This window comes from Streptococcus sp. HMSC062B01 (assembly GCF_001811085.1).
Taxonomy (GTDB): domain Bacteria; phylum Bacillota; class Bacilli; order Lactobacillales; family Streptococcaceae; genus Streptococcus; species Streptococcus gordonii.
The window spans coordinates 1-12,359 of the sequence record NZ_KZ672793.1; the positions used below are offsets into that span (position 1 = coordinate 1).

Below are 12,359 nucleotides of genomic sequence, written 5' to 3' on the forward strand. Positions count from 1 at the left end.
CTGAGTCTTTGACTGCTTCTTTTGAAACAAGGCCATTTAAACTAACAGTTACATCTTTTGTAGCTACGAGATTGGTTAAATCTGCTTTTCCATCTTTAGCACCATAGACTTTGACAGTCGCTTGGTAAGCATGAGTGCCATTAAGGCGAAGTTGGTCAAGAAGGGCTTGCCCGTCTTTACCTGTAGTATTGCCGTTCAAATCTACTTCGTAGAAGTATTGACCTTTCGCTAAGCCTTCAAGCGGCAATAGAGCAGGATTTTTAGCCGAACCATTATCTGACCATGGGGCTTTGTCTGAGGCTTTTAACAAGAGGCGAGTCAACATACCATCTCCACCGAAAGCTTCATACGGAATAACTTGATTGACACCAGCCAAGAATGGACCAGGAACGTTTGCTTTTTCTAAATAGCTGGCTGGGACATCAATATGGTCTTTAATATTTTTGGTGACTGAGTCTTTGACTGCTTCTTTTGAAACAAGGCCGTTCAAGTTAACAGTTACATTTTTTGTAGCTACGAGATTGGTTAAATCTGCTTTTCCATCTTTAGCACCATAGACTTTAACAGTCGCTTGGTAAGCATATGTTCCATTAGTGCGAAGTTGGTCAAGAAGAGCTTGTCCATCTTTACCTGTAGTATTGCCGTTCAAATCCACTTCGTAGAAGTATTGACCCTTCGCTAAGCCTTCAAGCGGCAAGAGAGCAGGATTTTTAGCCGAACCATTATCTGACCATGGGGCTTTGTCAGAAGATTTGAGTAAGAGACGCGTCAACATGCCGTCTCCACCGAAAGCTTCATACGGAATAACTTGATTAACACCTGCCAAGAATGGACCAGGAACATTCGCTTTTTCTAAATAGCTGGCCGGAACATCTACTGAGTCCTTAGTATTTTCTTCAACTCCTTTTCTAACTTCATCTGGAGTCGTTACCGATTGAGAAGTAGTCGCTTCACGATCTTGGTTTGAAACTTCAACAAGAGTTGCCTCCGGTTTAGCTTCTTCTTTTTGATTGCTAACTTCTGCTATAGTCTGTTCTTCTTTGGGTTTTACCACTTCTTCCTTAGGAGCTAGGCTAGACTTATCTAGAGAAATAGTTTCATCAACCTCTTCCTTAGTAGCTGACTGATTTGCAGGTAGAGCAGAATCCATTTCTTCTTTTAAAGCTGTCTCTGGCAACTTATTCTTTTCTAATAATGACGAATCTTCTTGAAGAACTTTAGTAGGAGTTGAAGTGAGATCATCTGCATGTACGGTATTTGGTTGACCAACTAGCAAAAAGAAACCACTGGCAACAACGACGGAAGCCACACCCACGCTTAAACGACGGATTGACCAGCGGGTATATTTTTGATTTGTATTGAATTTCATAAGATTCTCCTTTAGGTTTGTTTTTTTATGACTCTAGTATAAAATAAAAATCTCCCTAAAAATAGGGAGATCGATTTGAGAAAACTTGAATTTGATATCTTGATAAAGAACTTTTTATTCATTTTAGGATTCCTCTTCTTCTCTTTCTGCTTCATATTCTTTATTCCATTCTTTAAGATATTCAAGATAACTATTTAAATACTTTTCAAAATCTGCGTCATTTTCATAAGGATAGGAATACAATCGTTTGGTGTACCACTTGAAACCTTTTTGTCCTTTGTAAAAATAATCAATTTTTGTAGGAAGAAAATCTTTATTAAAAGATATCCGAACTTTGCTAAAGCCAAGCTCTTTATCCATAAACAATTCTTCAAATTCTGGAGATCTTTTAGCTTTGTAGAGCGATTTATTCACAAGAGTCTCTGGGGACATGATGATTTCATAATTTGCATTCTTAATTTGATTGGGCGTCACCTTAAGGGTAAGGAGAGCTGAGGTAACTTCGCTGTATAGAGCCTTATTATAAGAATCTTGCGCATCTTCTCGCCCATACTTGCTATACTCTTGCCCATCTTTAATGGCCCATCCATTACTAGTATCAAAGAATTCCCTTTTCTTTAAATCAAATGCAATTCCTTTCGAATAGAACTCCTCTTCTACATCTGTCACTTCCTGTACAAATACAAAACGTTTTTGCAGAAGAATGCTAGAAGCTTTGGAAGTGTAAAAAAATAACAAGTTCTGCATTACGAGGACTAGGACAATAAAAATAAATAGAGCTATGCAAGCCCTAATATAACTTGACCATTTTTTAAACATTCTCACTCCTTTTGTTATGAAGGTAATTATCTATTATAAGAAATCCTACTTTTTACTTTTCTTTTTATCTGCTTCTATTTTCTGTTGATCCTTGTATATCTTGTAAACACTATCCAAGTCTTCTTTAAAATCAGCTTCATTCTTGTAAGGATAGGAATAGGTTCGCCAGCTATACCAAGCTAGACCATTTTCACCCTCATAATAAAGTTCAACTTTCGTAGGTAAATTTTCTTTATTAAAGCTAATCCTCACTTTTTTAAAACTATCTTGATAAATTGAATAAAGTCGTTCAAGTTTTGGTATATGCCTTTCCTTCAGCAGATCCTTATTGATAACTTCATCTGCCGAAAGTGTGAACTGATAACTTTCTATAAATATTTGATCGCTCGTCAATTTAGGGTGAGACAAGATAAATGAAAACTCATCTAAAAGAAGCTGGTCAAATCGATCTTTTGCATCTTTTTCCCCAACGCCATCATATAATTTTCCGTTTTTTATAAGGTATTGGTCATTTTCAAAAGCCTCTTTATTTTTAAAATCAATTCCTTTGACACTATGATATCGGCTTTCAACGTAGACAAAACCTTTCTTTTCTAACAACTCATACATGGGACCTTTTTGAAGAGAATCCCTAGGAATCATAAAGAAATAAAAGGCAATAGAAAGAAAAGGTAAAGAAGCAAGGATTAAAATCAAACTTTTCTTATTTTTCATTCTTTCAATTCACACCTCCTTAAAGAAAATAAAAAGCTGTTTAATAAATATATCTTAACTGTTCTAAAAAAAGCTATTCACTAGAACAATATTATAACAAAATACTTCAACAAGAGCTTGAAACAAATAAAATCCCCAAGCCACAAAAACTTGAGGATTATACTCTAGATCATTTCAAAAGAATCACTTTTTTGTTTATCAGGTAAAATGAGTGACAAAATAATTCCTAAAAACGCTGGAAGTAACCAAGGCAAAGAAGCTTGGGCAAAAGGCAAAGTATTTATTGCATCCATAACTTCCTTGACTTTGAATAAAGAACCCAAAATGCTTGCAAGAGCAATCAAAGTCACTAGCGCAACCGTCACTTGCATACCAATTTTTGACAAGGGTAAGAATTTATTTACAATAACGATCATCACAATCACAATCGTAACTGGATAAAGAATTTTCAAAACTGGTTCTGAATATTGGATAATCGCATTCAAACCAAGGTTCGCAATGGCATAACCAATCAAAGTAAAGATGGTTGCATAAGTTTTATAAGATACTTTCGGGAAAGTATTGTTAAAGAACTCTCCTGTTGAAACGATCAAACCAGCTGTGGTCGTAAAGCAAGTCACTGTTACCATAGCTGCTAGGAAAATTTGAGCCGTTGGGCCAAAAATAGCCTGAGTAGCTTGAGATAGAACATAAACACCAGCATTGCCCTTAGCAATCACTTCGGCAGGAACTGGAAAATGATTACCTAGATATCCTAAACCAATATACATAGCACTAAAGGCAAGGGCAACAATTAGTCCGACAATCCAAATAGTTGAAACGTATTCTTTTTTATTTTTGAACCCCAGTTGATTCAGTGTAGTTACAGCAATTACGCTAAAAGCTACCGAAGCCAAGGCATCTAAAGTATTATATCCTTCCAAGAAGCCTTGTCCAAATGCTGATGCAGCGTAGGCAGCTGATGCCTGCTGAGGTGCTGCTGAACCATATTTAAAGGCACCCAGTATAATTAAAACAATAATTAAAATCGCAAAAACTGGAGTTAGAATGCGACCAATCCGATCTAAAATCTTTGATGGATTTAAAGAAATCAGATACGCTGCAGCAAAATAAATTGTCGTGAAAACAATCAAACCAAGACCAGTCATATCTTTAGGAAGTAAAGGAGATATCCCAACTTCATAGGCTACTGTTGCAGTCCGCGGAATCGCAAAGAAGGGACCGATGGACAAATAGAGAGCAACCAGATAGACGATAGCAAACCAAGGTGCAATTTTCTGAGAAATCTCATGAATGTATCCCTTAGGATTGAGAGTCCCAATAACCAAGGTTAATACAGCAATCCCGACCCCAGACAAGACAAAGCCACCAATAGCTGGCCAAAAATTAGAACCCGACTGAACACCCAAAGATGGTGGAAAAATCAAGTTTCCTGCACCAAAAAATATTCCAAACAAGAGCAAGCCTGTTAAGGCACCTTTTTTTATCATAATAACTCCTCTTTATTTATAACATTTTCACATTATAACAAAAATATTATATTTTGCAAAACAAGTGAAATCAAGAACAAATCAATCATAAAAAAGACAAGTACATTCAGACAAAGACCTCTGAAAAACAGTTCAGAGGTCTTATTTATTTACGCATCACTAAATCTTCTATACTTAATTTCAAATTCAAAAAAGTTCTTCTCTTGGAGAATATGAAAAATATCCCGATAGGCTTCCTCATCAAAGTGATCGCCTAAATATAAGATTTCAAAGCTTAGGTCATCATATTCTAGAAAAGCATTACTCGTTTTGAATCCATTTCTTTTATAGAAATCCATACGTGCTTGACGTTGCTCTAGATTATCACACTCTTCATCTAAACGTTCTACTTCTAAAACCATGGTTTTTTGGTAAAACTCTGTTAGTTTATGGATGATTTCTCCACCATAACCGTGACTTCGAAGATGTGGCATAATCGCAAAAAAACTAACATAAAAGCATTTTTCATTGTAGATCGCAAAAGCAAAGCCCACAAACTCTTCTTCATTGTAAAAAGCAAAGAAATGGGACTGCTCATCATTGGTATAGCGGAGAAATTCACTAATAGGAACTCTCTCTTCTTCAGGAAAAGCTTCTCGATTAAGAGCTTCTACCTTATCCAAATCAGGAAATTCTGCTGTAATAATTTGACTAGTTAAAGACATTGCTACCTCACTTCGTTTAATATTCTAGCAGTTACCAAACATTTTAGCAAGTTTTCAAGTTTCTTCTGCTTTCTTAGAAAATTGACTTTGATAAAGTTCATAATAAAATCCTTTATCTGCCAAAAGACTCTCGTGATTACCTTGCTCGATAATCTGACCATCCTTGAGCACCAAAATCTTATCTGCCTCCTGAATGGTTGACAGTCGGTGAGCAATGACAAAACTGGTCCGCCCTTGCATGAGTGTCTTCATAGCCTTCTGAATCAAGAGTTCAAGACGTGTATCGACTGATGAGGTCGCTTCATCCAAAATCAGAATCTTAGGATCTGCTAAAAGCGCTCGTGCAATCGTAAGCAACTGTTTCTGCCCCAGGGAAATATTGCTGGATTCCTGGTTCATTTCCATGTTATAGCCACCCGGCAAGGTTCGGATAAAGTGATCCACATTAGCTGCCTTGGCCGCTTCTACAATTTCCTCATCAGTGGCCTGTAAATTCCCGAAACGAAGATTTTCCTTAATCGTTCCCTCGTAAAGCCAAGCATCCTGCAACACCATACCGAACTGTTTGCGGTAGTCCTGACGGGAAAGTTCTCGAATATCGTGACCATCCACCGTAATCGCACCTTTGGTTACATCGTAGAAACGCATGAGCAAATTAATCAGCGTGGTCTTACCAGCACCAGTCGGACCGACTATGGCTACCATTTCTCCAGGTTTGACTTCTAGATTGAAATTCCGAATGAGTGGCTTATCTGCCACATACTGAAAGTCTACATCATGAAAGCTGACCTGACCAGTTAAGTCGTGTTCCAGTCTTTCAGACACATCATTGACTTCGTCTGCCTCGTCCAGAACTTGGAAAACCCGGTCTAAAGAAGACTTGGCGCTTTGCAATTGACCTGCTAGCTGTGTTAGGTTTTGAATTGGCTGACTAACCTGCCAAACATATTGAACAAAAGCTTGCATATTCCCAATTGTTAATTGACCAGAAATAACTTGCAATCCACCAATAACTGCTACAAGTAAATAAGTCAAATCAGAAATCGCGTTCAAAACAGGCATCATCAAACCTGAAATAAAACTAGCCTTAAAACCTACTTCTTGAAGATTTTGTGTAATAGCTTCAAAGTCTTGACTGGAAGCCTCTTCTCTTCCGTAAAGTTTTAAAACATTAAAACCACTTAGATTCTCTTGGACAAAACCATTCATTTCTCCCAAAATATCAGCCTGCTTTTTAAAGTAAGGTTGAGATTTCTTCAATATAAAGTTTGCCGCAAAATAGGTCAAAGGAATACTGATAATCACAAGCAGAGCAAGTGACAGGTTTAGATACAGAACCATAAACATAACCAAGGAAATAGTAAATACAGCATTCACTACTTGCAAAAAACTTTGTTGCAAGGCGTTTGATACTGTCTCTACATCACTAGTAAATCTGCCCAGTAAATCCCCAAACTGGTGCTTATCAAAATAAGATACGGGAATCTGATTAATTTTATGGCTGAGTTCATTTCTCAAATCCCGAATGGTATTTTGTACTGCATTGGTCATGAAATAGTTGGAATAGTAAGAACCGATTTCATAGAAGAGTGCTCGAACAAAGTACAAGACCATGACCCAACCAACATAACTGACATTAATGTGAGCTCCTTCAACTCCCTTAGCCATATCCAAAAGATTGCTAGTCAGTTCTGTAATTGCAAGCCCCAACACAAATGGCTCCAAAACACTCATAACGACACTAAGAATCTTGAGGAAAACAGCTAAAATGACAGATACTTTATAGACTTTTAAATAGCTCCATAAACGAGCAAAAGAATGTTTTTTCTCCATGTTTCCCTCCTATTCTTCTGTTAATGACTGACTGTTAAGCTGGGATTGGGCAATTTCTCGATAAATGGCATTGGATTCCATGAGTTCTTCATGTCTTCCCCGACCAACGATTTCACCCTTATCCAAAACGATAATTTGATCTGCATCCATAATCGTGCCAACCCGCTGGGCAACGATTAAAACCGTTGCATTCTGGGTTACTTCTTTCAAACGACGACGTAAGATAGCATCCGTCTTGTAGTCGAGAGCTGAAAACGAATCATCAAATATATATATATCCGGCTCTTTTACAACAGCACGAGCGATTGACAGACGTTGTTTTTGACCTCCAGAAAGATTGCTTCCTCCTTCAGCCAGGTGTGTTTCAAATCGCTCCTCACGACTTTCGATAAATTCTTTAGCTTGAGCCACATCTGCAGCTTGATTTAGTTCTTCATGACTGGCATCTTCTTTACCATACCTCAAGTTTTCTGCGATGGTACCTGTAAATAGCAGAGCTTTTTGGGGAATGAAACCAATCTTTTGACGCAAGGCTTTAAGTTGATAGTCTCGAACATCAACTCCATCTACCAAAATTTTCCCTAGAGTAACATCATAAAAACGTGGTATCAATTGTACTAAGGAAGACTTACCTGATCCTGTAGAACCAATAAAGGCAACAGTTTCACCAGGTTTGGCCTTGAAAGAAATATTATGAAGGACCGGGCTCTCCGTCTCCCCTGGATAAGCAAAGGTTACATTGTCAAACTCTAGATAACCATGGCTTTCAGTTTCAGTAATACCATCTTCATTAGGATTAATGGAGATAGGCATATCCATAACTTCCTTTAGACGCTCACTAGAGACGGCTGTTCTAGGATACATGGTAAAGAGACTTGATAAAAATAAGAAAGACAGTAAAGCATGAAAACTGTACTCAATAAAGGCAACCAAGTCACCAATTCTTAATTCACCACTTCCTAAAGGCTGCAAAGCAAACCAAACAATAGCGACAATCATGGCAATAATGATTTGAACAAATAAAGGTTCTGTTAATCCTGTCAGTTTGAACAATTTATTGGAATTGTCAGCATAGATTTCATTTTCTGAAGCAAAGCGCTCCTCTTGAAACTCTTCTCTTGCAAATGCACGAATGACCCGTAAACCTGTTAAATTTTCCCGAGCATATTGGTTAATTTTATCCAAAGTTTTTTGCTGCTTCTCTGATAGAGGACGTGTCTTAACAGCCACATACCAAACCACTACCGCCAAAAAAGGAAGGGAAATAGCGACAATCCAAGCCAAGGACGGACTTGTTAAAAAGATCATAAAAACACTTGAAAGCATCATCATGGGTGTAATAACCCCCATTTTTAAGCTCTGCTCAGCAAATTGCATGAGAACAAAAGCATCACTTGTAATCCGTGTCACTAGCGAAGACACACCAATCTGTTCATATTCATGATGAGAATACTCTTGTAGCTTAGCGTAAAGATCATTTCTCATATCACGAACCATACTAGTTGTTAATTTACCAGCCGCATAGGACAGGACAATTCTTCCAAAGACGCCTGCTACAATAACTAATAACATTATAAATGCCCAAAAATACAGACGACTGGTATCTCCTTGGTTAATCCCCTCATCAATCATACGAGCAAGAACTGTAGGAAGACCTAAATTTACAACGACAAAGAAAATCGCTCCTAGGAAATCCAATAAGAGCCATTTAGGATATCTTCTTAAATAAGACCAAATATATTTCATCTCTCCTCCTAAAAACCATTTTTAAACAATAAAAAAGCACTCTCCAGCACTTTTTCATACTCAACTGAAAAATTGAATTCTTTTGCTTCAATTCATCAATATTATACCAAAAGCTATCTCTTTTCTGCAAGAGGAATCTGAAGAAAACAAGAGCCTTTTTGATTTGAAAGTTTGTAGTTTTAATAAACCAACTCCTAGTGGCCATTCATTTAGCAAGCCATAAATCATTGAAAAAAGTGAGATTATAAATCTCACTTCGTTCACTATTTAGTTCGTTTAAACTTAGCATCTTTGAAGATTGCCAGAGTAGCTTTGTCAGCTTGACCAGATTCCAACTGAGAAAGATCCAATGTCAACACATCGCCTTCAATTTTGTACTTAACTTTGTCGTTGCCACCCTTTTCTGATTCAAGAGTTTTATTCTTTTGATCAACTTTTAATTTATAATCTTGATTTTTCTTATTGCCCAAAGCTTTAGCTTCAAGAGTTACTTTACCTTTGGTATCTTTGATTTCAATTGTCATTTTCAAAGAAAATTGATCAGCGTATTTTTCTGCTTCTTCACTTGAAGCGCCTTGCTCCTTAAGTGTGTTCTTAATAAAATCCTTAGAAGCTTCATAAACATAGGTTCCGTTGTCGCTCTTAGCAGCGCCTGAACATGCTACAAGGATAATAGCACCAATTGCAAAAATTGTAGCTAAAACAATACGTTTGATAGATTTCATTGTATACTCCTATAAATTTGATATTGCTATTATAACAAAAATTTCACTATCTAACAATAGCCCGAAAAGGAAAATTGATTTTAGGGAGTTTGAAAAATAAGTAATTAACCTTGATATAAAGAAACTCTTCAACGTAAATTTTACATTTACTAAACCTTTCTTTCAATACATTCTTCAAGATATTCTACCATACTTGGATAGATTTTTTTACAGGTTCCATATTTCCATTCATAAACAGAACCTTTTGTATCAACTAAGATTAGAAATCCATCAAATCCTAAATCTTCAAGAATAAACATATTCACTGGAAAATCAGGATAGGTTTCCCGAGCCTCAAGGGTTGATTTTACAACATTTAAATAATCTGGCCCATTTAAGCCCTGCCATTCAACTCCATAAAAATTGACAAGTCCAAACTCTTTTAAATACTCAATGAAGTCAGTTGGAAATTCTAGTGATAACTTATTTTGTGCTTCCACTATCTGTTCATTACTTGCGCCTTTTGTAGAAACTAGATCTGAGATTTTTTTCAATTCATTGGTAACATTTGTCATTATAATTCTTCTCCTCTCATTCTCCAATATTCTGCTTTTTCTTTTCTAAATTCTCCTCTATCAATTTGAGATGATTGAGGTGGAACTTCATGTAGATTACTATAGTTACTCTTGTGTTCATTGAAAGTTAACTCTGCCAATGGAGAGTCCTGTCTTTGACCGATATGATGTAATTCGACTGGTTTACCGTCTGCTAGGGGAGGCTTACCATCAAGCATCCGCTCCTTATTCGTTTTTCCTAATTCATCTAAGGTATCTTGTAAAGTCGTAGGGCTCTATGGCGCTAGATGTCGTTTTACAAATTGGCAAGAGACCTGTTTTAGTTCAAATTTTATCAAAGTATGTGGGATATGCCGGACATCATATTGGAAATGAAATCACTAAAATAAGGAATCCATTCAAGACAAAGAAGTAAACATGATATGGATAGGTTTTAGGAATTGATGTGAGTAAAGCAAACTCTGAAGTAGCTATTCTTATCAACGGACAAAATATACATGGTTACTACTCTATGCCCAATGGTACGATTGGATTTAATCACCTACTGAAAGACCTGAAAACAGAGCAACACAACAGATATTATATTCCAAGCTACGGGTGTCTATTCTCACCGTCCTCAAGCATTTCTAGATAATAATGGATACGCTTATATACGTCTTAACCTTCTGGAAGCTAAAAACAGTTGAATAGTCTGGGAGCACGGAAAATAGATAAAATTGATGTAGACAAATTAGCTTCCTCACAAATTTGTCTTAAATCGTAAAACAACTTATAGTGACCCCAGCCGATTCTATCAGAATCTGACAGAAGATATCGTCAGGCCTAAGAAAATAGGTTACACAAGGTTCTTCAAGTTTCCTTCCCAGAACTCGAGAACTTGCTCTCTATACCTACAGGATAGCAATATTGGAATCTCTTGACGGTCTTCCCAACCAAACAATATCTTTATTAATATTGATCTCGAACTCTTTTAATCTGGTGATTATCTGGCACAGGAACATATTACCAAGCGTAGTAATCCTTACACTAGAAAAATCCTATATAAATATATTCATAACATCGCTTCAGCTAGTCACACCAATCCATATCACATTGCAGACTTCTATGAGAATCAAAACCACCAGTGTAAACTGGTGGTTTGTTCTGCGGCTGTAAGCCGCTTCTACCGGTCAGGGGTAAAAGCCCGCCGAAATAGCTTCCTCGCGCACCACTTTCCCGAGCAGGTACTTAAGCACCTTGACTTACTTTCTCCTATTCATTTCGCCAGTAAACGGATCTACTGCCTCGAATAAAGTAAGCTGGTCTACTACTCTGTCTTCTTGTAATTGATTTTGAATATATTCAGCTATCACTTTCTGATTACGGCCTACCGTATCTACATAATAGCCTCTGCACCAAAACTTTCGATTCTCATATTTGTATTTTAAATTCGCATGCTTATCAAAAATCATCAAGCTGCTATTTCCCTTTAAATATCCCATGAAATCCGAAACACTGAGTTTGGGCGGGATACTGACAAGCATATGAATATGATCGAAACAAGCATTGGCTTAATGGATGGTCACACCTTTTCACTCACATAAGTCACGTATGATTTTTCCGATACTAGCTTTATATCTGCCGTAAATGATTTGACGACGATACTTTGGTATATTATAAACTTTCATTAGCCTCTCTCATGAGATATCTCCTTTGTGATGTTTAGTAGTGGCGGGGAAACCACTTCTATCTTATCAGTTTAGGAGGTTCTTTTCTTACCACGCTAAAAGCTATCCGGAACCACTAGCATAGCTAGTGGTTTTCAAGAGACAACAAAGAAGACAATCGCAGACGACTTTAACTAAGCCACATGCGATTGTCTTAATACATCAACTCATCAGGATAATGTATTACCTTGTAATGCATAACAAACTTTACAACTATACTTCAACTTAAAATCATTAAAGTCAACTATGCCCTATCATTGTAACAGCTCGAACTTATCCTTAAAATATTACCTTAATACTCAATGAGAATATATTTTGAACTGGAAATCCGCATTACCCTTGACAAATAGTAGAAAAGAATCTAAATATTTCTCTTATTTATGTATCCATAGAAAAAAATTAGTCTTCTTTTTTCTTGCGAGACACAAGTCCAAATCCGCTCATCAAACCAAGTACTCCTAGAGTTGCCAAAGCTGCATGATCTTCCGTACCAGTATTAGGTAATTCTTTGGTTGCTTTAGTAGTTGGAGATTGCTCAGTCGGTTTTTGTTGAGGGGCAGTAACAACTTTTTCGTAGACATGTTCTGTGTCGCCGTTTGGAAGTTTCTTAGTCTCTACGAAGCGGTAACCTGGGATATCTTTCTTAGGTTGTTCGCCGTCTTCGGTTGGATAACCTGGAATGTCATTCCCTTCCTTATC

Annotated in this window: 10 protein-coding genes and 3 pseudogenes; 1 reads left to right on the forward strand and 12 read right to left on the reverse strand. The window is 37.0% G+C overall.

The genetic code is table 11. The features are described 5' to 3' along the window. The 10 genes and pseudogenes from HMPREF2780_RS07475 to HMPREF2780_RS07520 form a co-directional block, all read right to left on the reverse strand. Positions 1–1,369 (reverse strand): SSURE domain-containing protein (locus HMPREF2780_RS07475; protein WP_105026428.1); only part of this gene is annotated, 1,369 nt, incomplete at its 3' end. Between the two features lie 123 nt (positions 1,370–1,492). Beyond that, positions 1,493–2,188, reverse strand: coding sequence for a hypothetical protein (locus HMPREF2780_RS07480; RefSeq protein WP_061595866.1), 696 nt, complete (start codon positions 2,186–2,188; stop codon positions 1,493–1,495). A 45-nt stretch (positions 2,189–2,233) separates the two neighbouring features. Next, entirely contained in the window at positions 2,234–2,902 is a 669-nt protein-coding gene (locus HMPREF2780_RS07485) for a hypothetical protein (protein ID WP_105026429.1), read from the reverse strand. 164 nt (positions 2,903–3,066) lie between these two features. After that, entirely contained in the window at positions 3,067–4,392 is a 1,326-nt protein-coding gene (brnQ, locus tag HMPREF2780_RS07490; RefSeq protein ID WP_061595867.1) for a branched-chain amino acid transport system II carrier protein, read from the reverse strand. A 149-nt stretch (positions 4,393–4,541) separates the two neighbouring features. Next, positions 4,542–5,096 (reverse strand): GNAT family N-acetyltransferase, encoded by a 555-nt coding sequence (locus HMPREF2780_RS07495; RefSeq protein WP_061599178.1) that lies wholly within the window; start codon positions 5,094–5,096, stop codon positions 4,542–4,544. 54 nt (positions 5,097–5,150) lie between these two features. Next, positions 5,151–6,929 carry an ABC transporter ATP-binding protein gene (locus HMPREF2780_RS07500; RefSeq protein ID WP_105026430.1) on the reverse strand — a complete coding sequence of 593 codons (1,779 nt, stop codon included), beginning with the start codon at positions 6,927–6,929 and terminating at the stop codon, positions 5,151–5,153. A gap of 9 nt (positions 6,930–6,938) precedes the next feature. Further along, positions 6,939–8,675, reverse strand: coding sequence for an ABC transporter ATP-binding protein (locus HMPREF2780_RS07505; protein ID WP_048780045.1), 1,737 nt, complete (start codon positions 8,673–8,675; stop codon positions 6,939–6,941). A gap of 263 nt (positions 8,676–8,938) precedes the next feature. After that, entirely contained in the window at positions 8,939–9,400 is a 462-nt protein-coding gene (locus HMPREF2780_RS07510; protein WP_060553563.1) for a hypothetical protein, read from the reverse strand. Between the two features lie 149 nt (positions 9,401–9,549). Further along, positions 9,550–9,954, reverse strand: coding sequence for an SMI1/KNR4 family protein (locus HMPREF2780_RS07515; RefSeq protein ID WP_061583769.1), 405 nt, complete (start codon positions 9,952–9,954; stop codon positions 9,550–9,552). Continuing rightward, positions 9,954–10,175 (reverse strand): annotated as a pseudogene (locus HMPREF2780_RS07520) (HNH/ENDO VII family nuclease); the annotation flags it as partial. The gene HMPREF2780_RS07515 and the pseudogene HMPREF2780_RS07520, both read right to left, overlap by 1 nt. A 218-nt stretch (positions 10,176–10,393) precedes the next feature. On the opposite strand from HMPREF2780_RS07520, the pseudogene HMPREF2780_RS11775 reads away from it, so the two are divergent. After that, a pseudogene (locus HMPREF2780_RS11775) lies at positions 10,394–11,246 on the forward strand (IS110 family transposase). Here the strand turns inward: HMPREF2780_RS11775 and tnpA are convergent. Continuing rightward, positions 11,196–11,621 (reverse strand): annotated as a pseudogene (gene tnpA, locus HMPREF2780_RS07530) (IS200/IS605 family transposase). The pseudogenes HMPREF2780_RS11775 and tnpA overlap by 51 nt on opposite strands. 438 nt (positions 11,622–12,059) lie before the next feature. After that, positions 12,060–12,359 (reverse strand): LPXTG cell wall anchor domain-containing protein (locus HMPREF2780_RS11780; protein WP_233994385.1); only part of this gene is annotated, 300 nt, incomplete at its 5' end.